The following is a 22,503-nucleotide window of genomic DNA, read 5'->3' on the forward strand; positions in this document are numbered from 1 at the left end:
GCCAAGGCAAAAGGTATGCGTGGGGGGCGGGAAGAGACCCTCACCCAAGGACGTTCGTTTGACGTCAAATGGTTGTTCATCATCGGGATCGTCGTGTTTCTCGTTCTGTTTGAAGTGTTCCCGATGGTGTACATGTTCATCAAGTCGTTTTTCCCGGCAAAAGGCTTTTCGCTGGCCTCCTACCGGAAGACGTACGGGTATGAGCTGAACCAGATTTCCCTGCGGAACACGCTGGTCTCGGCGTTCGGCACGATGGTGCTGGGCACGTTGATCGCTTTTCCCTTGGCCTGGTTGGTCGGACGGACCAACCTGTACTACCGGAAGTTCTTCCGGGGCTTGTGCGTCATGACCTACATGGTTCCCCCGTACGTGGGGGCCATGGCATGGTCTCGCCTGTTGAACCCCAACGTGGGGATCATCAATGTATTCCTTCGCAACGTATTCCACTTGAGTTCCAAGACCGGGCCGTTTGACATCTACACGATCGGCGGCATGATCTGGGTGCTTACCAGTTTCTACTATCCCTATGCGTTCATCACCATCTCCCGCGCCATGGAGAAGATGGATCCGTCGCTGGAGGAGGCGAGTCGCATCAGCGGGGCGTCTCCTTGGAAGACGCTGTGGACCATCACGCTGCCGATGATGACGCCGTCGATCATCGCCGGAGCGTTGCTGGTGTTCGTCTCTGCGGCCAGCGCCTACGGCATTCCGTCGATCATCGGGGCCAACGCCAAAGTGAAGATTCCGACGGTGACGACCCGGATCATCGATTATGTCGGGCTGGGGGTGGACGGGCTGTCCGATGCCATGTCGCTTGCCGTCTTCCTGATGCTGCTGGCCAACTTCGTCCTGTACATCAGCACGTTTGTCGTGGGCAAGCGGAAGTACATCACCGTCAGTGGGAAGTCAACCCGGCCGAATACGGTTGACTTGGGACGATGGCGGGTGTTCTTCACCGTGCTGATGTTCCTGTTCGCCTTCATCATGATCGTATTGCCGTTCGTAACGGTGGGCCTTACCAGCATCACCAAGAACCTGGGCAAATCGGTATGGGAGAAGGGCAATTTCACCACGATGCACTGGAGCAGGATTTTTTCCCGAAAGGATGTGTTCCTCAGCGTGAAGAATTCATTGCTCTACGCGGTGATCACCGCGACGTTCGGCATCATCGTTTCCGTAGTGATGGCCAACTTGTTGGAGCGCACCACGATCAAGGGAAGGAGGATCCCCGATTTCCTGATCACCGTCGGGTCGGGCACGCCGTCCGTCGTCATCGCCCTCGGTCTGATCATGACGATGCGGGGGCAGTTCGGCATCAATCTGTACAACACCATGTGGATCATGATCATCGCCTATCTGGTCAAGTACCTGATGATGGGCATGCGGACCGTCGTCTCCGCCATGAGCCAGATCCACGTCAGTCTGGAGGAGTGCAGCAGGATTTCCGGTGCGGGATGGCTGAAGACCACCTGGCGCATCACCATCCCGTTGATCGCCCCTTCCATCGCCGCCGGATGGTTCTTGATCTTCATTCCGACGTTTTATGAACTTTCCATGAGTACGCTTCTGTACAGCAAGGATACCCAGGTCATCGGGTACAAGTTGCATTACTACTGGACGTACACCAGCCAGCAACAGGCCAGCGCCATCGCCTTCGGAATCTTGGTGTTCATCGTAATTTTGAACAGCGTGCTGAACAAGCTGACCAAAGGCGAATTCTCAATCTAAGGAGATCAGAACCATGTCCGTCATCACCATTGATCATGTCACCAAAGCGTTTGGAACCAGTGTGGTGCTGCACGATTTCACCGAGACGTTCCAGGAAGGGGAGTTCATTACGCTCCTCGGTCCTTCCGGATGCGGCAAGACCACGATGCTCCGCATCATCGCCGGCTTTGAGAAACCAACCAAAGGCCGTGTGTTGATCGACGAACAGGTCGTCTCCGGGGACAACGTCTTCGTTCCGCCGGAGAGGCGGAACATCGGGATGGTGTTCCAGAGTTATGCCGTCTGGCCCCACATGACCGTCCGTGAGAATGTCGCCTATCCGTTGGATATCCAGAAGAAAGAGCGGAAGGAAATCAAAAAAAAGGTGGACCAGGTTCTCGCCACCGTCCATCTCAGCCAGTATGCCGACCGGATCCCCAGCCAACTGTCCGGAGGGCAACAACAACGGGTGGCGCTGGCCCGGGCGTTGGTGGCGGAACCGAAACTGCTGTTGCTTGACGAACCGCTTTCCAATCTGGATGCCAAACTGCGGGAGAGCATGCGATTTGAAATCAAGGAAATCCAGAACCAGCTGGCCATCAACGTGGTGTACGTCACCCACGACCAGACGGAAGCCATGGCGATGAGCGACCGTATCGTCGTCATCAACAACGGTACGGTGCAGCAGGTTGGCGCTCCATCGGAAATCTACAATGCCCCAACCAACCCGTTCGTCGCCGATTTCGTAGGAAAGATTGATTTCCTTCCCGGGGTCGCCGAAGAAGGGTGTATCACGCTGGAGGGTACCAGCCAGGCCATTCCGTATGAGGGGGATCTTCGTTGCCCTGTGATCGTCGGCATCCGGCCGGAGTGGGTGACTTACACCGACCATGGGGATTTGTCCGGTACGGTGAAGACCCATTATTTTCTTGGGGATGTCAACGATTGCAGGATTGACATCGGCGGTGGCAAGGAACTGCGGGTGATCACCAATCCGTTCGTCAGCAGAAGCGTCTCGAAGGGGGACGCTGTTTCGCTCCATATCCTGAAATCCTTGGTGTACCGCAAGGATATGTTTGGATCCGACTATCTGGCCATCAAGACGTGATTGCTTCCGCTTGCCTTTTCCCTGTTCTGCAGTAGGATAGAGAAAGGAGGATACGCGGATGTTGGAAAGCGTACCGTTTGCGTCCCTTCAGGTGAATCCGTTCACCATGATGGGAAAAGATCTGATGTTGGTTACCGCCGGAACGGCGGGAAGATGGAATACAATGACGGCTGCGTGGGGCACGTTGGGATATCTGTGGGAGAAGCCGGTAGTGATCGCCTTTGTCCGGCCCAGCCGATACACCCACGCGTTTTTGGAGGCGGCCGATGGGTTCACCTGTTCGTTTTTCCCCAAGTCATACCATGACAAGTTGATCTACCTGGGCACCCACAGCGGACGGGATGGAAACAAGACCGAGGCGGTCGGAATGGTTGCGGACGTGGTGGAGCCTGACCGGATCACCTTCCAAGGGGCGTCGTTGGTCTTCTGTTGCGGGAAAGCGAGCAAGCTGAAGATGGATCCCCGGCTGTTCCTGGATGACTCCATTGAACCGATGTATCAGGGAAAGGATTATCACGACGTATACGTGGGGTTCGTCACCTCCGTCTACCGCGATCAGTGAGACCCTGAGACCCACAGTCCGGCAAGCGCCGCCATCCCACCGATCAGGTTGGGTAGGGAGAACGAGCCGGAGAACAGCGCGTCCAGCACCAGAGCGGTGAACACCTGCCCGACGAACATCAGAAGGGAGAGGGTGAACTGCGGCACTTTGTCCACCACCACGGAGGAGAGGGTGACGCAGACCACTCCCAAGGTGCCTCCCAGGTACAGGTAGGGAGGAATGTGGAACGTGAACGTGGGTGCCGTGCCGGTTGCAAAGAGCACGATGATGGCGCAGGAGAGCCCGGTGATGTAGGTCCACATTGTGCTGACCCAGACGTTGGTTTTCTCGGCCAGATGCCCGTTGACGATCCGCTGGAGCATCAGCGCCACGCCCGCGATTGCGGACAGCACGATGCCCAGCATGCGGGCTCCTCCCATCATCACCATCACGGCGATGCCGGCAATCACCAGAAGCAACCCGAGAATCTTCCGCGGCGTGATGGGATCCTTCTTTACGCCGAACCACCCGAACTGGTCGATGAGAAAGCCAAAGGCGCTCTGGCCGAACAGTTCTGCGGCAAGCATCGCCGAGACGCTGATGTAGGAAAACGCTATGTTGTTCGCTACGGTGGGGATCATCCCGATGGCTCCGCCCAGGTACAGCCACCAGTTCTGCCGATGGGAGAACGGATTGTCTTTTCTGAAAAGAAGGATCACCGTGATGGTGACAAGTCCGCCCAGATGGATCAGCACGGCTGCGGGGTACACCCCGGCGGTGGTGGTCAGCACGCCGTTGACGGCGATCATCACGGCGATGAAGAATCCGGTGAGGACGGAAAGGGTTGGGTACATGCGCTGATGATACCCCCGTCTCGCCCATTGTGCAACGGGCAAAACCATGCTACTTTTGGGAAAGCCACCGGTCCCCCTGTGGGGACCAGAAACGCCTGACTGGACATCGGGCGGAGGGGAGCAGAATGGAATTGGACAAACAACAGGCGGAACACGCGCTGTATTTGATGGCGTGTTCCCGATTCTTTGAACAGCGGATTGACACCTATTTCAAAGCAAAACAGATGCGGGGCACCACCCACCTGTCCATCGGACAGGAAGCGGCCCAGGCGGGGCTTGTCATGGCGCTTCGGGATGGCGACTGGATCGTCCCCACCCATCGCAACCACGGGGTGACGCTCTGTCGTGGCACCGACATGAGCCGGATGTTCAGCGAAATGTTCGGTTCCCGCGAAGGGCTCTGCGCAGGGCTTGGCGGCTCGATGCACATGACGGACGTCTCCCACTGGAACGCCGGATCCTCCGCCGTGGTGGGAAGCGGGGTCCCTATTGCCTTGGGGCTGGCCTTCGCGTTGCGGCAGGAGGGGAACGGGAACCTGGCCGTCGCCATTTTCGGGGACGGCGCGACCAGCCGGGGAACGGTGCATGAGTGCATGAACCTCGCCTCGGTGTGGCATCTTCCCCTGCTGTTCTATCTGGAAAACAACGGATACGGCATGAGCGCCTCGGTGAAGAACGTCGTGGCCACCGATGTGATCGCCCGACGGGCTGAAGGATACCGGATGCCGTGGGCCCGGTGCGACGGCAATGACTTCGATGCCGTCCTCAATGCGGCGGATACCGCCTGTCAAACGATCCGCGAAAGCGGCGGCCCATACTTTCTGGAAGTGATGACCTATCGGGAGAACGGTCACTCCAAGAGTGATGCGTGTGTCTACCGGAGCCGGAGCGAAGAGGAAACGTGGCGGAAGAAGGATCCCATCAACCAGTATGCGGAGCGTCTCGGAAAGGAAGGAATCTGTTCGTCGGAAGAAACCGAACGCATTCTCGCCCAGGCCAAAACCGCGGTGGATGAGGCCGACCGGAAGGCGGTTGCCTCCAAGGATGACCGGCTGAGCCTCCAGGAGGCGCTTTCATTGGTGTACGCTCCGGAACGCAACGTGTCGGTCGCTCCCGTTTCATTCCACAATGGCTCATATCGGGAGGCGATCCGCGAGGCGCTGGATGAAGAGATGAGCCGCGACTCCCATGTGGTGCTGTGGGGCGAGGATATCGGTCTGTACGGCGGTTGTTTCGGGGTGACGGGGGATCTGGTGAAACGGCACCCGGCCCAGGTCCGGGAGACTCCGGTCTGCGAGGAGAGCTTCACCGGTATGGCGGTCGGTGCGTCACTGCTGGGAGTCAGGCCGGTGGTGGAGATCATGTACGGGGATTTCTGCACGCTGGCTTCCGACCCGTTGGTCAACCACGCGGCGAAGATCCGGTTCATGAGCGCAGGCCAGCTTTCCTGTCCGATGGTGCTCCGCGCCCCGATGGGCAGCGGTACGGGACATGGCAGCCAGCACACCCAGAGTCTGGAAGGAATGTTCGCAACCATTCCCGGCCTGGTGGTCGTCGCACCTTCCACGCCGAAGGACGCCAAGGCGCTTCTGAAGAGTGCCATCCGGAGTGACAATCCCGTACTGTTCTTCGAACACAAGCTGTTGTACGGCGAAGAGGGACAGATCGCCGATGGCGGGTATGTGATGCCTCTGGGGAAGGCGGACATCAAACGGCAGGGGACGGACGTGACCCTTGTCTGTTACAGCCGTGCCGTCCAGACCTGTCTGGAAGCTGCCAAACAGCTGGAGACGGAGGGGATTTCCGCAGAGGTGCTGGACCTGTGCACCCTCCGGCCGATGGACATCACCGCCATTCTGGCGTCGGTGGGCAAGACGGGACGTCTGGTGATGGTCCAGGAGAGCGCCGATTTCGGGGGTTTTGGCGCCGCCGTCGTGGCTGCGGTCACCCAGGATCCCAAAACGTTCTCCCGTCTGAAGGCGCACCCGGTGTTGCTCTGTGGCAAAGACTGCCCGATTCCGTTCCGCAAGGAACTGGAAGAGGCGATGGTTCCTTCCTCGGAGGATGTCATCAGCGGGGTGAAGCGATTGATGTGAATTCTGACGGGCTGTTGTCTCTTTTCTTTTTCCCGGCTTGTCGGTACACTGTCCCCCATACAGGAGAAGTTTCATGGACATCGATGTGAAGAACCTGCATCCTCTTGAGGTACGACTGCTCAGGCATGTCAAGGCGGGGGAAGCGATCACCACTGAGCGCATCATTGCGGAACTGGATTACAAGGTGGGACAGTGCAACCAAGCGTTTTCCTGGCTGTGCGCCAAAGGGTGCCTCGTGGAGAAGAGCCGGACGGCCCGCACGCTGTATGAGCTGACCGACGTCGGCAGAGTCCAGCAGAAAGAAGGGCTTCCTGTCCAGCGTATCTTTGATTTTCTTGCCGCCAATGGGCCGCATACTCTTCCGGAGATCGCCCAGGCGTTGCAACTGGAGCAGAGTGAAGTCGGCTCGGCCTTTGGACAACTTTCCAAAGGCAAGGTGGCCGGCATGAACGCCGAGCACAAGGCGATGGCCCTGGGAAGCGACATGCTGCCTGAGGTGAAGATTGCAGCCCAGCTTCTCACCCAGGGGCTTGCCGGTCCGGTGGATGAGGTTTCCTTGTCCGACGAACAGAAAGCGGTGATCCACTCCATTTCCAAGAAGCGTGGGGCAAGCGCCTCGCCGTTCAAGGTGGTGGAGAAGGAAGATGTCGTCTACGCGCTGACCGAAACAGGCGAGCAGGCCAAGGAAGCGTTGGAAGCGGCCCATATCACCGGTGAGGAGTTCGGCGCCGTCACCCCGGAGTTGATCCAGAGCGGCAAGTGGAAGGAAGGTTCGTTCCGTCCGTACGCGCTGAACGCCCCGGTTTCCAAGATCATCCCGGGACGCCTGAATCCCTATGGCGCCTACGTCCAGTGGGTGAAGGACAAGCTGGCCAGCCTGGGATTCGAAGAGTTCGACGGACCGCTTGTAGAGACGGAGTTCTGGAACGGCGACGCGTTGTTCATGCCACAGTTCCACAGCGCCCGTGACATCCACGATGTGTACAGCATCAAGGACCCCGCCCATTGCAAGACCATCGACGAACCGTGGTTCAGCCAGGTCAAGGCGACCCATGAGAACGGATGGGAGACGGGAAGCCGTGGATGGGAATACCATTTCAGCGAAGAGTTCACCAAACGGCAGGTGCTCCGCAGCCAGGGCACGGTGTTGTCTGCCCATACGCTGACCCATGCCAAGGTCCCCGGCAAGTACTTCGGCGTGGTCCGTTGCTTCCGCTATGACCAGGTGGACGCAACCCATGGCGCCGATTTCTACCAGACGGAAGGCATCATGGTCGGGGAGGACGTCAACCTCCGTACACTCCTGGGCTTGCTCAAGATGTTCGCAACGGAGATCGCCGGAGCGGAGGACGTCAAATACGTTCCCGGCTATTTCCCGTTCACCGAGCCGTCCATCGAGGTGCACATCAAGCACCCGGTGCTGGGCTGGTTCGAACTGGGAGGCTCGGGCATCTTCCGTCCGGAAGTGACCGAACCGCTTGGCATCCATGTACCGGTCCTGGCGTGGGGCATGGGCATCGACCGCATGGCGTTGATGCACCTGGGCCTGAATGACATCCGTGAGCTGTTCACGCCGAATATCGAGAGTGTCCGCACGAGGAGGGGAAACTGATGCCGAAGATTGAAACAAGCGAAAACCTGTTCTTCCGCCTTTTGGGGAAGCGGCTTTCCGACCAACAGATGATGGACATCTTCCCCGTCGCCAAAGCGGAGCTGGACGGGCATGCCGATGGCGTGGTGAAGATCGAGCTGAATGACACCAACCGGCCGGACCTGTGGTCCGCCGCCGGGGTGGCCCGCGCCTTGAAGGCGTATGGGGGCGAAAGTTACGAGTATGATTTCTTCTCCACCGCAGAAGAGACGATGGACGCGGAAGGACGTGACCTGTACATCGACGCCAGCGCCAAGCCGGTGCGCGCCTACGACATTGGGTTCGCCGTCAGCGGACATGCCATCACGGAAGAAGAACTGCTTGCGTTGATCCAGAGCCAGGAGAAACTGTGTGATGGATATGGACGCAAACGCCGCAACGTGGCGGTGGGGATCTATCGCAGCGACATGATCACCTACCCGGTCCACTATGCCGGCGTCAATCCGGACACCACCCGGTTCCAGCCGCTGGGTTCGGATGAGGAGATGAGCCTCAGGGAGATCCTTGAGAAGCATCCCAAGGGCAAGGAGTACGGCTACATTGTCGCTGACAAGCCGGTGTTCCCCTATCTTACCGATGACAACGGCGGCACCCTTTCGTTCCCGCCGGTGATCAACTCGGCGAAGATCGGGGCGGTGAAGGTCGGCGACAGCGATCTGTTTGTCGAGATGTCCGGACCGGAACTGGAGCCGTTGCTCCTCGTCGCCGCCATTCTTGCCTGCGACATGGCCGACATGGGCTGGACGATCAAACCGGTGAAGTGCCATTTCCCCGAAGAGACGCCGTACGGCAAAGAAATCACCGTGCCGTACTACTTCCAGCAACCGGTCTCCTGCCAGGTTTCCCTGGTGCAGAAGACGCTGGGGGAAAAGCTTTCCGGCGCGCAGTGTGTGGAAGCGCTGAAGAAGATGGGCGAGTATGCCATCTGCGACAACGATGTCCTGTACGTCACCGTCCCGGAGTACCGCAATGATTTCCTCCATCCGGTGGACGTGGTGGAGGACGTGATGATCGGCTACGGACTGAACAACTTCAAGCCGGAGCCTCCCCATGACTTCACCATCGGACGGCTCACCGATGCCGAGATGTTCGGCCGGTCGGTCAAGCGGATCCTGGTCGGCATGGGCTTCCAGGAGATGATGTACAACTACCTCGGATCCCGCAAAGAGTATATCGACAACATGCATGTCGATGGCTCGGAGTGCATCTTCATCGCCAACCCGATGACGGAGAACTTCGAGGTGGTCCGTCCGTCCATTCTGCCTTCCCTGCTGGAGAGTGAGAGCGTGTCGGCCCATGCGCCGTTCCCCCACAAGATCTTCGAGGTGGGCAAGGTGGCCTACAAGGATCCGTCGGACAACAGTGGCACAACGACACGCAACCATCTGGGCTTCATGATGAGTGACATCGCCGTCGGATACAACGACGTCTCCTCCGTCCTGTACACGCTGATGTACTTCCTGAAGAAGGAGTACACGCTGGGTGAGGTGGAAGGGGATCCTCGGTTCATCCCGGGCCGGTGCGCCCGTGTGCTGGTCGATGGAAAGCCGGTGGGCATCTTCGGAGAGGTCCATCCGCAGGTATTGGAATCCTGGGGATGCGGATATCCGGTCGTCCTGTGCGAGCTTGACCTGGATCTGCTGAGGAACTGAGCCCTCACATCCCCATGCACAGACTGCTGTCGTTCGCGAAACGGGAGTTTGTCTTCGTCATTGCCGCACTGGCTGCCGTGGTCTCCATGGTCCTGGTGCCGGTGGACGGGGCGTATGCCGCGTACATCGACTACCGGGTCATCGGACTGCTGTTCAGCCTGATGCTGGTCATCCAGGCGTTGATCCACTTCGGGTTGTTCTCGTATGTTTCCCACCAGTTGATCAACAGGGCAGGCTCCGTCAGGAGTCTGTCGTTGATTCTGGTGGTCTCCGTGTTCTTCTTCTCCATGCTGGTGACCAACGACGTGTCGCTGTTGACGTTCGTCCCGTTGACCTTGATGGTCTATCCCACCGAGGACAAGGGGTCGTTACGGTTCGTCGTGGTGATGGAAACCATCGCCGCCAACCTGGGCAGCATGGCTTTCCCGTTCGGCAACCCGCAGAACCTGTACCTGTACAACCACTACCAGATGCCGTTTTCCGTCTTTTTCCGCGCCGTGCTTCCCGTTACGTTGCTCTCCCTGGCGCTTCTGGTTGTCACCGTCCTCTTTCGGCGGTATACCGGTACGCTTCGGGTGGAAAACGCCCCGCCGGTGGTGATGGAGCGAACCAAGCTTTGGGTCAGCCTGGTGCTGTTCGCCCTGTGCATCCTCACGGCGCTTCGCGTTCTGGACTACCGGTTGGTGCTGGCCATCGTCTCTGTGGGCGTCCTGGTTCTGGACCGCCGTCTGTTCTCCAAGGTGGATTACGCGCTGTTGGGGACGTTCGTCTTTTTCTTCATCTTCGTCGGCAATCTTGCCCGGATCCCCGCCGTCACCAAGGCTCTGGGGAGCACCATTGGGGGCAGGGAGTTCCTGTACGGCGTCCTGGTCAGCCAGGTGATCTCCAATGTGCCGGCGGCCATCCTTCTTTCGTCGTTCACCACCGATGCCGTAGCCGTCGTGCTGGGTACGGATATCGGAGGACTCGGAACGTTGATCGCCTCCCTCGCCTCGTTGATCTCCTTCAAGGCGTACACCAAGAGCGGAGACTCCCACAGGGGGCGGTACCTGGTCGTCTTCACCATCTGGAACGTCCTGTTTTTGGTGATTCTCTGCGTCTTCGCCGCGCTGTTTTTGTTGTAAGCCAGGCACAGGGGTGATACCGTGGTGAGCATGGACCATCGGGACACGGCAAACGCCTGTTATTTGTGCTACGTCAGCCAAGCGGCGGTGAACAACCTGCCGCCGCTTCTGTTCGCCACGTTCCAGCGCCAGTTTCACGTGGACATCTTTCATGTCGGGTTGTTGGTGATGCTGAATTTCGGCACCCAACTTCTGGCCAATCTGGCCACGGGACGAATTTCCCAAAAGATCGGATACCGAAGGAGCATCGTGCTCTCTGCATGGTGCAGTACGTTGGGCCTTCTGCTTGCTCGGCTTGCTTCCCCGATGGTTCGGGTTCTCCGGTGTGATGGCCGCCCTGCTCATCGGGGCGTTCGGATGCGGGGTGGGGGACGTACTGGGAAGCGCCATCATCCAGGCGTTGCCACGTACATCCGGGAACGGAAACCCCATGGCGCTCCTTCATTCGGCGTACTGCTGGGGTATGGTGCTGGTCATCGGCATCTCTTCCCTGCTGTTCCACCTGCTGGGGCTGGATGCCTGGCCGGTCGTCGCCTGGTTTTGGGCGTTGTTCCCTCTCTGTGACGCGTTTCTGTTCCTCCGTGTCCCGATGGTGAGCATGGAGGATGGACGGACCGACGGCACGTCGCTCCGCTCCCTTTTCTCCCATCCGGTATTCTGGGTGCTCGGCGGCATGATGTTCTGCGCCGCCGGTTCGGAGATATCGATGAACCAGTGGGCGTCGTTGTTCGCCGAGCAGGGGCTGGGCGTGGACAAGGCGGTGGGGGATCTGCTGGGGCCCTGCCTGTTCGCCTTGTGCATGGCGGTCGTCCGGACCTGGTATGGCGTTTCGGGAGCGCGCATTCCGCTCCGGCGGGTGTTGGGGTTCTCCGCCTTGGTCGCCGTTCTGCTCTATGGCGTTGCGGTGTTCTCCCCCAACCGGTTCGTCGCCCTGTTGGGGTGCGCGTTCACCGGGTTTGCCGTGGCGCTCCTCTGGCCGGGGACGCTCAGTCTGTCCGCCACCGTTCTCCCTCACGGAGGAACGATGCTGTTCGGCACGCTGGCGTTCTTCGGGAACATCGGCAGCACGCTGGGACCGCAGGTCGTCTCCCTGGCCTCATCGGCGTCGGGAGACTTGAAGCGTGGGTTGTTGCTGGCAGGCCTGTTCCCGTTGGGGATGGCCATCCTGACCGCCTTCAGCGGCTCAGACGGATCCTGAAGGTCTTCACCTGGAACGGATGGAACGACAGGTTGCCGTCTCCTTCCGGCTCTTCCAGCATGTTGGTCTCATGCAGGGTGGACGGATCCAGCGATGGATCAAAGGAAAGCGTGCCGGAGATCGGTCGCCCATACGGCTCCCGTACCCGGAAGATGATCCCATCCCCATCCTCGGCGATCTTCACCGTCTCCACCGCCAGGCCGGAACCGGGGGTGATCAACGGCTGCTGCGGGCTTTCCACCGCGATGGGCGGGTTGTTCAACGCCTCGGCGTTTGCCATCACATCTTCCAATCCACCGTCCGTCACCATGACGGCATAGGTGAACGTATGTTCCCCCATATCCGCCGTGGGGTCGGGGGCTTTGGGACTGCGCAGCAGTGAAATTGCAAGGTGTCCGTCCTTGGCCCGGTATCCGTACTGGCTGTCCGACATCAGGGCGACGGAAAGATCGGTATCCTGCACCATGACGAACTTCTGGGCCGGCTCCTCGAACTGCGCCGCCTGGATGGAGTTGTTCTCCGCGGTGGATCGGGTGACAAACCCGAAGGGGATGTCGAAGAGGGCGTTCTCCGCAGAGAGCGCTATGGGGAAATCCGCCTTGAGCATCTGGTGTGCCTCGTGCCAATCCACCGTCGTCTGGAAATCGATCCGGGCGCATTCCGTGTGGATGCGGATTTTCTGGGTCAGGAAAGACGCTTTCCCGATCTTCCCTTTTCGGACCAACGTGGGTTCCATCGGGACGGAGACGGAGGAGAGACGTTCCATCGAATCCTTGTCCACGTCCCAGGCGTCCCAGTCCATCGGAAAGTCTTCCCCGAGGAGCAGCGTGTTCCACGCGCCATTTCCTTCGACCAGTTCCCTGCCGTGGAACACCAGCGAGGTGATGGTCCCATCCGTTGCGAAGCGGATGCTTCCCCAGGGAAGCGAAAGGCCATCGGGAGAGAAGGCGCTTTTGCTTGTTCCCGTGGCGTACGGAGCGATGCCCTGGCTGGGGAACGGACAGAGGTTCCTCAACAGCTCTCCTGGTGTGGCCAGGCGGGTGATGATGTCCCCAAGCTGTTCGCCGGCTTTCTCGTAGAACGCGTTGGTTTCCTGATAGACCGCCGTGACGGAGGAACCGGGCAGGATGTCATGGAACTGGTTGATGGCCGTCTCCTTCCACAGGTCGTGGAGGATCGCGCGGCAGGCTTCCCGGTCTTTTGGGGAAATCGTTTGGCGCGCCCACGCCTCTGCAAGAAGGTATTCGGCGTTGTGCAGGAGTGTGGTGGTCCTCCGGTACCCCTGTTTCATCCTGGCCTGCGAGGTATACGTGCCACGGTGCAGCTCGAAGTACAGCTCCCCTTGGTAGACCGGCAGGTTCCGCGATCTGGCGAACACATCCTTCAGTGCGGCGGAGAGCGTCGACCATGCACCTTTCGGACATCCCTGCAGGTCTCCCAGACGACGGAGCAGCTCGATGTCATCCCGCCGGGTGCCGCCGCCGCCGTCCCCTTCGCCCACCGTGTGGCAGAGCGAAGTCTGGTTCTCTTTGGTGCGGACGTTGCCCCAAAGGGAGATGATCTCGGTGGGGGTGTTCCTGCCGTTGTAGCCGCCGGGGATCATATGGGCCTTGATGACCGTCCCGTCGATTCCCTTCCACAGGAACGTGTCGTAGGGAAAGCGGTTGGTGTCGTTCCAGCTGAGTTTGCTGGTGACGAAGTAGGTGACGCCACAGCCGTTGAGGATCTGGGGAAGGTTTCCGTTGTAGCCGAACGAGTCGGGAAGAAAGTAGGTGTCCCCCCGATAGCCCGGGAACATCCGTTCGGTGGCCTGCCGCCCCAACAGCAGGTTTCTGATCAACCCCTCTCCGGTGGCTAGGATGTTGTCCGATTCGATCAGGCCGACGCCGTTGGGTTCCCATTGTCCGCGGTCGAACGCCGCTTTCACCCGCTGGTACAAGGACGGGTATGCGGAAAACACCTGCTCCATCTGCGCCGGTTGGGTGGAGAGGAAGACGAACTCAGGGTATTCCTCCATCAAGGATGTCATCCCGCTGATCGTCCGGGTCGCCTTGCGGATCGTCTCCGTCTTCGGCCAGAGCCAGGCGTGGTCGATGTGCGCCCCTCCGATGGACCAGACGGTCGGAGCGACGGTGCCGTTCTTCGCCGAAAGCAGCTGTTTGGTTTGCTGAAGTGCGAGGAACGCTTCCTGTTCCCAGACATCGGGATCCGTTTCGCCAAGATGGAGGGACATCAGGGCGTCATGGAGACGGGACATTCCCTGCTGCCTGAGGAGCGATTCTTCCGGTTGGGAAAGGTAGGTGTCGGCAAGGGCGGAGATGTCATAGAAGAGTTCGTAAGACGCGGGCAGTTTCTTCATCAGTTCCGGCTTTCCCAGCAGAATGGGATAGTCCTTCTGCATGGTATCCAGTGTGGTGAGCACCTTCTCTCCCCGTACCGGGTGAAAGCCGGGGAAACGATAGCCATCCCAGGCGCAGAGCGTCACCTGGATGGTGGACCCTTTCCATTTTTCCACGTTGATGATGGTGTGGAACGGATTGACGTTGCACCATGGCTGTCCGTCGATCATGCACAGGGCATCGGTGCCCAGCGGGATGGACAGGTACAGGCCGTCTTGGTCGGGGAGGGTGACGGTGGTCCTCAGCCAGGTGTCCTGGTGGGGCGTTCCGAACGAGAAGGGAAACGAGGCGATGGTTTTCCACGTTCCGCGTGTCGTTTCATTCCGCTCCTCACTCTGGGCGGTCTGCCAGGCCATTGGGACGGGCAGGGGAAGAAAGCGGCGTTGCTCCAGCAAGGTGCGGTACATCGCCACCCGTTTTTCCGTTTTTGGATACAGCATCAGTGACACTCCTTTTGATAGGGTTCAGTGAACCAGGGGATTCATCTCGTCCGGTTCAAAGAAACCGGGGTCTGTCTGGACGTCCGCCGTAGGCTTCTCGCCGTACAGGTCGGATAGCGGATCTTTTGTGGGGGGAGCCGGTTTTTCGTCCCCCGCCGGGGTGAACGGGATGGCTCCATCCTTGGCGATACGCCCAAGAAGCGCGTCCACCACCTCATCCAACGACAGGCCTTGTTCGGAAAGCCGGTCCTCGGCGTCCTTCAGTGTCCGGGCATCCACATCCAGTGTGATTTTCGTACGTTCCATGGCGGGGATTATACCACCTCGGGTTCATCTTGACACGTATCTTTTCTTTCCGGTAAGGTAAAGGCATGAAAACCACGAAGCTCCACCATCATATGTTCTTTTTCGGAACCTGACAGGTGGGCTTCTGCATGGATACAGACCTCCGCATGTCGCGGAGGTTTTTTGTAATTCGGGGGTAACATGGAAACGGTACTACGGATCGCCATCCAGAAAAGCGGCAGACTCAGCGAGGACAGCCTCGCGTTGATCAAAGATTGCGGCATTTCGTTCAATACGGAATCGCGGGTGCTGAAGGAACGGGCTTCCAACTTCCCGTTGGAGTTTCTGTTCGTCAGGGACGATGACATCCCGATGTACATCCGCGACGGCATCGCCGATGTGGGGATTGTCGGAAAGAACGAGTATGACGAGCAGGGGATCGACCTGTGCATGCTGAAGGATCTTGGCTTCGCCAAGTGCCGTCTGTCCGTCGCCGTCCCCCAGGGGGCGCCGTATGACGGGCTCTCGTCGCTGGAGGGCAAGCGTATCGCCACCAGCTATCCCCACATCCTGGGGGAAGCGCTGAAGAAGGCCGGTGTGCATGCTTCGTTCGTCCAGGTCGCCGGATCGGTTGAGGTCACCCCTGCGGTGGGCATCGCCGATTGCATCTGCGATCTGGTGTCCACCGGAACCACGCTGGCGGCCAATGGCCTGAAGGAAGTGGAATGCATCTATCGCTCCTCGGCCATCCTGTTGGGTCGCAAAGAGATGGGCGATCCCGTCAAGGAGGATATCCTCCGGAGGCTGATGCTCCGCATCAACGCCGTCCAGCGGGCCGCAGGGTACAAGTACATCATGTTCAACCTGCCGGAAGAGCACATCAAGGAAGCGGCCTCCATCGTCGGTGGCATGAAGAGCCCGACGGTCACCCGTCTGATGGATTCCGGTTGGGTGTCCGTCCAGACGGTGGTCGCCGAGGATCGGTTCTGGGAAGTGTTGGAACAGCTTCAGGCCATCGGAGCGGAAGGCATTCTGGTGACGGCGATCGAAAAGATGACGGAGTGAGTATGTATTTGACAAGGAACGTGGAACCTGTTGGCGCCGAATTGGACGCATTGCTGCTGCGGGCGGGTATCGACCGGGACGCGGTGCGGGAGACGGTGCGTGGGGTGTTGGAACAGGTGAGGAAAGAAGGTGACCAGGCGTTGTTCGCGCTGGAGAAGCAGTTCGACAAGGCTGACCTTGCCACGCTTCGTGTCCGTGAAGCGGAGATGAAGGAGGCGGACGGCTTGGTGCCGGATGATCTGAAGAAAGCCATCCTCCACGCCGCATCCAACATCCGTGCGTTCCATCAGGCCGAGGTGCCGCAAGGGGAGCATCTGATCGTCCAGGAAGGCGTGGAGCTCTCCCGGAAGATCGTGCCGATCCAGACGGTGGGATTGTACATTCCCGGTGGAACGGCGCCGTTGTTTTCCACCGTGTTGATGCTTTCCATTCCGGCGCAGGTGGCGGGGTGCCCCCGCATCGTGCTGGCAACGCCTCCCGGACCGGATGGCAAGGTCAATCCGGCCATCCTGTTCGCCGCTTCTGTTGGCGGAGTGCATGAGGTGTACAAACTCGGAGGATCCCAGGCAATCGCCGCCCTTGCCTTCGGGACGGCGTCCGTCCCCAAGGTGGACAAGATCTTCGGGCCGGGGAACCGGTTCGTCATGGAAGCGAAACTGCAGGTCTCCAGCGAGATCTGCGCCATCGACATGCCGGCCGGCCCCAGCGAGGTGATGGTCATCGCCGATGAGAAGAGCAACCCGGCGTTCGTCGCCAGCGACCTCCTCTCCCAAGCGGAGCACGGCCCGGACAGCCAGGCGATGCTGTTGGTCATTTCCCCGACAGACGGATCGGTTTTCCTGGATGCCGTGGAGAGCGCGATGGATGCCGAGCTGTCCCAATTACCCCGCAAGCGTTTCCTTCTCTCGTCTCTTTCCCACTCCCACGCCATCGTGGTGCACACCGAAGGGAGCGCGCTCGCGATCGCCAACCGGTACGCTCCGGAGCATTTGATCATCAACACGGCCAGGCCGAGAGAACTGCTCTCCGGCGTGGTGAACGCCGGTTCGGTGTTCCTCGGTCCGTACTCCTGCGAGAGCGCCGGAGACTATGCCAGCGGCACCAACCACACCCTGCCGACCAGCGGCTGGGCGCACAGCACCAGCGGCGTCAGCGTGGATTCGTTTGTCAAGAAGATCACCGTACAGGAACTTTCCCGTACCGGGCTGGAAGGGCTTTCCCAAACCATCCAGACGATGGCCCGTGGGGAGCAATTGGAAGCCCACCGGATGGCCGTAGCGGTGCGGATGGAGGAGAAGGAATGAGGGAGTTGCTCAGAGCGAACATCGCTTCCCTGGTACCGTACCGGTGCGCCCGTGATGAGTTCACCGGCACGGCGTCGGTGTATCTGGACGCCAATGAGAACTGGCAGGATTTCGTGGCCGAGAAGGGACGTAACCGCTATCCTGATCCCCTGTGCGTCAATCTCCGCCATCGGATCGACGAGGTGATGGGGCTCCCGTTCGCCCACACCGTGGTGGGCAACGGTTCGGATGAGATCATCGACAATCTGATCCGCATGTTCTGTGTTCCCGGAAAGGACCGCATTTTGTTGATGCCCCCTACCTATGGGGCTTACCGGGTGTTCGCCGACATCAACGATGTGAAGAGTGACGTCGTGCCGCTGAACGAGAACTTTGGGATCGATTTTCCTGCCTTGGAGGCCTATCTCGCCCAGGAGAAGAGAGACCGGGGGAACGGCAGGTGCAAACTGCTGTTCATCTGCTCCCCCAACAACCCGACGGGAAACGCGTTCCCCGTCTCTCAGATCGAACAGATTTCGTCGCGGTTCGACGGCATCACCGTGGTGGATGAGGCGTACTTCGATTTCAACCGGTATCCGTCGGCGGTGACGCTCCTTGACCGCCATCCCAACCTAGTGGTGCTCCGCACCCTGTCCAAAAGCTGGGGTCTGGCCGGAGCAAGGGTGGGGATTCTGGTGGCCAGCGAGGATATCTGCCAGGTGATGCGCAGCATGAAGTACCCGTACAACGTCAGCTCCCCCGCCCAGGAGACGGCCCTTCATGATCTGGATCATGCCGATGCCGTCCGGGAAGGGACCAAAGAGATTCTCGCCGAGCGTGAACGCCTGAACGAGGTGCTTCCCACCATCGCGTGTGTGAAACAGGTCTATCCGACGGACGCCAACTTCTTTTTGGTGAAGGTTACGGATGCCGACGGCATCTATCGGTATCTGATGGGAAAAGGGATCATCGTCCGCAACCGGACGCATGAGTATCACTGCCAAGGGTGTCTGAGGCTTACCGTAGGCAGCAAGGCGGAGAACCAGGCGTTGCTTGCCGCCCTGAAGGAGTGGAAAGGATGAACCGACAACCGGTGTTGTTTGTGGATCGCGACGGCGTGATCGTCGTGGAAGACCAGGTGGACAGTTGGGAGAAGATCCGGTACATCCCCGGGGTGTTCAACGGCTTGGGGAGGATCAAACGGGAGGGTCCGTTTTACCTGGTCATGGTGTCCAACCAGGATGGCGTGGGGACGCCGTCGTTCCCGTTCGACCATTTTTATCCGATCCACCAGCGGATCATGGACACCCTTTCCGGAGAGGGGATTCTGTTTGACGACGTGCACATCGATCTCTCCTTGCCATCGGACAACTGCCCGGGACGAAAACCGGGGACGGCCATGCTGGAGGAGTACCGCTCCGACCGGTTTGAGCTTGCCGACTCCTTGGTCATCGGCGATCGGCTGACCGACGTCCAGCTTGCCAAGAACCTGGGGTGCAAGGCCATCTGGTTTGCCCCCAAGACACAGTTCGTCCTCTTGGAGGAGCACCCCGAACTGAAGGACAGCGTTGCTTTGATCAGCGACAACTGGAACGATGTGACCTGCTTCATCCTGGGCGACGGACGGCACGCCACCCGTCAGGCGACGGTCACCCGTGAGACGAAAGAGACGCAGATACGCCTGTCCGTCAATCTGGACGGCAGCGGAGTGGGGCACCTCACCACCGGCATCGGATTCTTCGACCACATGCTGGAGCAGATCGTCCGGCATACCGGATTTGACATCGACCTTCACGCCCATGGAGATCTGGTGGTGGACGAACACCACACGGTTGAGGACGTGGCCATCACGTTGGGGGAGGCGGTGCTCCAGGCGTTGGGGGACAAACGGGGCATCTCCCGCTATGGATGCGAACTGCTTCCCATGGACGATGTGCTTGCCCAGTGCGCCATCGACTTCTCCGGACGTCCGGATCTGGTGTGGGACTGCACGTTCAAACGGGAGTACGTCGGTTCGTTCCCGACGGAGATGGTGGAGCATTTCTTCAAGTCCTTTTCGGACAGCAGCCGCTGCAACCTCAACCTGAAGGTCAGTGACGGAAACACCCACCACCAGATCGAGGCGTTGTTCAAGGCGTTCGCCCACGCGATGCGGCAGGCGGTGCGCCGGTACTACTGGAGCGACCAGCTTCCATCGACCAAGGGGGTTCTGTGATGAACGTGGTGATCATCAAATACAATGCGGGCAACATCCGGAGCGTCCTGTGCGCGCTTTCCCGGCTGGGGGTGACGGCCACCGTCACCGATGATCCGGCTTTGATCCGCTCGGCCGATCGGGTGATCTTCCCTGGGGTGGGCGAAGCGTCCACGGCGATGGCCTATCTGAAGGAAAAAGGGCTGGATGAGGTGATCCTCTCGCTGACCCAGCCATTCCTTGGCATCTGTCTGGGGATGCAATTGATGTGCGCCCACAGCGAGGAGCATGACGCCGACTGTCTGGGGATCTTCGGCATTCCGGTGGTGAAGTTTCCGGAGCATGAGGGCGTGAAGATCCCCCAGGTGGGCTGGAACACCGTCACGTTCCGTCGTGACTGTCCGCTGTTTGCCGGATTGGAACAGGACTGGTGCTACTTCGTCCACAGTTACTACGCGCCGAAGTGCGCTTACAGCGTGGCGCTGACGGAGTACGACGGCGTGGTGTTCTCCAGCGCGCTCAGAAAAGGGCAACTTCTATGGTTGCCAGTTCCATCCGGAGAAGAGCTCCCAGGTAGGCGCTGCGATTCTGAAAAACTTTCTGGAAGGTGTGTGATGGATCTGATCCCTGCGATTGATTTGATCGGCGGCAGATGCGTACGCCTCTCCCAGGGGGATTACCAGCGCAAGACGGAGTACGGCGATCCAGTGGAGATCGCCAAAACGTACGAAGGGGCGGGGATCCGGCGCCTCCATCTGGTCGACCTGGATGGTGCCAAGGGAAATGGGATCGTCAATCTCGCCGTCCTTTCGCGTATCGCCAAGGAAACCCGCCTGGTCATCGATTTCGGCGGTGGCGTGAAGGACGAGGAGCAACTGCAGGCGGGCGTTCGACGCCGGGGCTGCGATGGTCACCTGTGGTTCCATTGCGGCGGAGCGGCCGGATCTGGTGTGCGCGTGGAACGAACGCTTCGGTTCTGCCCGCCTGATCATCGGCTGTGACGTCAAGGACGGCTACATCGCAACCCATGGATGGAAGACAACGACCAGCCTGAAGCTGGACGGATTCATCGATTTCTACCTGAAGAACGGCTTGTCGACCGTTCATCTGCACGGACATCAGCCGGGATGGGATGCTTTCCGGTCCGGCGTTGGACCTGTACGCCGCCTTGGTCGGTAGATTCCCCTCCATCCGCTTGATCGCCAGTGGTGGCGTGGGGTCGATGAAGGATATCATCCAGCTTTCCAACGTGCCTGTCGCCGGCGTGATCATCGGCAAGGCGTTGTACGAGGGCGGCATAACATTGGAGGAGGTGCGCCATGCTGGCGAAACGTATCATTCCGTGTCTTGACATCAAGAACGGCCGGACGGTCAAAGGGATCAACTTCGTCTCGCTCCGGGACGCCGGGGATCCGGTGGAGAACGCCGCGCTGTACAGCAGAAGTGGTGCCGACGAGCTGGTGTTTCTGGACATCACGGCGACGGTGGAGAACCGTCCCACGCTGGCGAGCTTGGTCAGGCGGATCAGCGAGGCGATCAACATCCCGTTCACCGTCGGCGGAGGGATCAAGAACGAAGAGGATGTCTCCGTTCTTCTGGACGCCGGCTGCGACAAGATCTCCATCAACAGCATGGCGGTCCGCTCTCCTGGCTTGATCGATACCCTTGCAGACCGTTACGGCTCACAGTGCGTTGTCTGCGCCATTGACGCGCGGAGCAACCCTTCCATGGAGGGAGGATGGGAAGTGTATGTGGATGGGGGGCGCACCCCCACCGGCAAGGCGGTGCTTCCCTGGGCGAAAGAAGTGTATGACCGAGGGCGCCGGGGAGATCCTGCTCACGTCGATGGACCACGACGGGACGAAGAACGGTTTTGCCGTCGATCTTACCCGGATGGTCTCCACCGCCGTGGGGATTCCCGTCATCGCCAGCGGCGGTGCGGGAAAGATGGAGCATTTCCGTGATGTGTTCCAGGAAGGGAAGGCGGACGCGGCGCTTGCCGCCTCGATCTTCCACTTCCATGAGATCGACATCCATGATCTGAAGGAATATCTGTCCGCACAGGGAATCCCGATGCGGCTGTAGGATGGTGGACGAACAGTCCCCATGTCCGCATACTGTTGAACAACTGAGGTGGTACGATGAAGCTTGATGTGAGCAAACTGGATTTCTCCAAAGGGAACGGATTGATTCCCGCCATTGTGCAGGACGCGCAGACCCATGTGGTGCTGATGCTGGGATTCATGAACAAGGAGGCGCTGGAGACGACGATCAGCCGCGGGCTGGTCACCTTCTGGTCGCGGAGCCGGCAGAAGCTGTGGACCAAAGGGGAGACCAGCGGCAACTATCTCCAGCTGAGGGACATCATCCCGGACTGCGACAGCGACACGCTCCTGGTGAAGGCGCTCCCCACCGGACCGGTTTGTCATACCGGAGCGGATACCTGCTTCAACGAAGACAACAAGCCCCAGGATATGGAGCGTTCCGATTTCCTGTTCTACCTGGAAGAGATCATCGCCGACCGGAGGGACAATCCGGTGGAAGGATCATACACCAACCACCTGTTCTCCCGCGGTCTGAATAAAATTGCCCAGAAGGTGGGTGAGGAAGCGGTCGAGTTGATCATCGAGAGCAAGGACAACAACAAGGATCTGTTCCTCGGGGAGGCGGCCGACCTGATGTACCACTACCTGGTGCTGCTTGCAGAAAAGGACGTGAAGCTCCAGGAAGTGATCGACGTGCTGAAGAGCAGGCACGCGCGGTAAGGGAAAACCATTCACAAAAAACAACGAATGAAGGAGAATGTGGGAATTCTCGGAAACGCGTTTTTTTATTGTGAAAATACTTGGTGTGGAATATACGATACAATCATAAAGTATTTTACCAAGGAAGGTGCATCATGCCGG

At 59.4% G+C, this 22,503-nt stretch carries 16 protein-coding genes and 2 pseudogenes; 15 read left to right on the forward strand and 3 right to left on the reverse strand.

The window, feature by feature from the left end:
* Positions 1-15: 15 nt before the first annotated feature.
* From LKE28_07460 to LKE28_07470, 3 genes are read left to right on the forward strand one after another with little or no spacing between them, the layout of a single operon-like run.
* Positions 16-1,728 carry an iron ABC transporter permease gene (locus LKE28_07460; protein MCH3908065.1) on the forward strand — a complete coding sequence of 571 codons (1,713 nt, stop codon included), beginning with the start codon at positions 16-18 and terminating at the stop codon, positions 1,726-1,728.
* Positions 1,729-1,741: 13 nt separating this feature from the next.
* Entirely contained in the window at positions 1,742-2,815 is a 1,074-nt protein-coding gene (locus LKE28_07465) for an ABC transporter ATP-binding protein (GenBank protein MCH3908066.1), read from the forward strand.
* A 58-nt stretch (positions 2,816-2,873) separates the two neighbouring features.
* A complete protein-coding gene (locus tag LKE28_07470) occupies positions 2,874-3,377 on the forward strand; it encodes a flavoredoxin (protein ID MCH3908067.1) in 504 nt (167 codons plus the stop codon).
* On the opposite strand, the gene LKE28_07475 is transcribed toward LKE28_07470, so the two are convergent.
* A complete protein-coding gene (locus tag LKE28_07475) occupies positions 3,371-4,210 on the reverse strand; it encodes a DMT family transporter (GenBank protein ID MCH3908068.1) in 840 nt (279 codons plus the stop codon). The genes LKE28_07470 and LKE28_07475 overlap by 7 nt on opposite strands.
* Before the next feature lie 125 nt (positions 4,211-4,335).
* Between LKE28_07475 and LKE28_07480 the strand changes: the two genes are divergently transcribed.
* The 5 genes from LKE28_07480 (at position 4,336) to LKE28_07500 (ending at position 11,931) form a co-directional block, all read left to right on the forward strand.
* Positions 4,336-6,306: a dehydrogenase E1 component subunit alpha/beta gene (locus LKE28_07480; GenBank protein ID MCH3908069.1), complete on the forward strand. Its 1,971-nt coding sequence runs from the start codon at positions 4,336-4,338 to the stop codon at positions 6,304-6,306.
* Positions 6,307-6,379: 73 nt separating this feature from the next.
* Positions 6,380-7,918, forward strand: a complete 1,539-nt coding sequence (locus tag LKE28_07485; GenBank protein MCH3908070.1) for a phenylalanine--tRNA ligase subunit alpha — start codon at positions 6,380-6,382, stop codon at positions 7,916-7,918.
* Positions 7,918-9,609 carry a phenylalanine--tRNA ligase subunit beta gene (gene pheT / locus LKE28_07490; GenBank protein ID MCH3908071.1) on the forward strand — a complete coding sequence of 564 codons (1,692 nt, stop codon included), beginning with the start codon at positions 7,918-7,920 and terminating at the stop codon, positions 9,607-9,609. Before LKE28_07485 ends, pheT begins: the two co-directional genes overlap by 1 nt.
* A gap of 14 nt (positions 9,610-9,623) precedes the next feature.
* Positions 9,624-10,733, forward strand: coding sequence for a citrate transporter (locus LKE28_07495; protein ID MCH3908072.1), 1,110 nt, complete (start codon positions 9,624-9,626; stop codon positions 10,731-10,733).
* A 286-nt stretch (positions 10,734-11,019) separates the two neighbouring features.
* Positions 11,020-11,931: an MFS transporter gene (locus LKE28_07500; GenBank protein MCH3908073.1), complete on the forward strand. Its 912-nt coding sequence runs from the start codon at positions 11,020-11,022 to the stop codon at positions 11,929-11,931.
* Here LKE28_07500 and LKE28_07505 read toward each other — a convergent pair.
* On the reverse strand, positions 11,909-14,770 hold the full coding sequence (locus LKE28_07505) for a glycosyl hydrolase-related protein (protein MCH3908074.1): 2,862 nt from the start codon (positions 14,768-14,770) through the stop codon (positions 11,909-11,911). The genes LKE28_07500 and LKE28_07505 overlap by 23 nt on opposite strands.
* 24 nt (positions 14,771-14,794) lie before the next feature.
* Positions 14,795-15,076 carry a hypothetical protein gene (locus LKE28_07510; GenBank protein MCH3908075.1) on the reverse strand — a complete coding sequence of 94 codons (282 nt, stop codon included), beginning with the start codon at positions 15,074-15,076 and terminating at the stop codon, positions 14,795-14,797.
* A 180-nt stretch (positions 15,077-15,256) separates the two neighbouring features.
* On the opposite strand from LKE28_07510, the gene hisG reads away from it, so the two are divergent.
* The 7 genes and pseudogenes from hisG (at position 15,257) to hisIE (ending at position 22,362) form a co-directional block, all read left to right on the forward strand.
* On the forward strand, positions 15,257-16,120 hold the full coding sequence (gene hisG / locus LKE28_07515) for an ATP phosphoribosyltransferase (GenBank protein ID MCH3908076.1): 864 nt from the start codon (positions 15,257-15,259) through the stop codon (positions 16,118-16,120).
* A gap of 20 nt (positions 16,121-16,140) precedes the next feature.
* Positions 16,141-17,424: a histidinol dehydrogenase gene (gene hisD, locus LKE28_07520; protein MCH3908077.1), complete on the forward strand. Its 1,284-nt coding sequence runs from the start codon at positions 16,141-16,143 to the stop codon at positions 17,422-17,424.
* Positions 17,421-18,485 carry a histidinol-phosphate transaminase gene (hisC, locus tag LKE28_07525; GenBank protein ID MCH3908078.1) on the forward strand — a complete coding sequence of 355 codons (1,065 nt, stop codon included), beginning with the start codon at positions 17,421-17,423 and terminating at the stop codon, positions 18,483-18,485. The genes hisD and hisC overlap by 4 nt, the downstream gene beginning before the upstream one ends.
* A complete protein-coding gene (gene hisB, locus LKE28_07530; protein ID MCH3908079.1) occupies positions 18,482-19,618 on the forward strand; it encodes a bifunctional histidinol-phosphatase/imidazoleglycerol-phosphate dehydratase HisB in 1,137 nt (378 codons plus the stop codon). The genes hisC and hisB overlap by 4 nt, the downstream gene beginning before the upstream one ends.
* Positions 19,618-20,948 (forward strand): annotated as a pseudogene (gene hisH, locus LKE28_07535) (imidazole glycerol phosphate synthase subunit HisH). Before hisB ends, hisH begins: the two are co-directional and overlap by 1 nt.
* Positions 20,917-21,682, forward strand: a pseudogene (hisF, locus tag LKE28_07540) (imidazole glycerol phosphate synthase subunit HisF). Before hisH ends, hisF begins: the two co-directional pseudogenes overlap by 32 nt.
* 56 nt (positions 21,683-21,738) lie before the next feature.
* Positions 21,739-22,362: a bifunctional phosphoribosyl-AMP cyclohydrolase/phosphoribosyl-ATP diphosphatase HisIE gene (hisIE, locus tag LKE28_07545; GenBank protein MCH3908080.1), complete on the forward strand. Its 624-nt coding sequence runs from the start codon at positions 21,739-21,741 to the stop codon at positions 22,360-22,362.
* Positions 22,363-22,503 lie beyond the last annotated feature (141 nt).

The sequence above is a fragment of the Sphaerochaeta sp. genome, from assembly GCA_022482495.1.
In the GTDB taxonomy this organism is placed as follows: domain Bacteria; phylum Spirochaetota; class Spirochaetia; order Sphaerochaetales; family Sphaerochaetaceae; genus RUG023.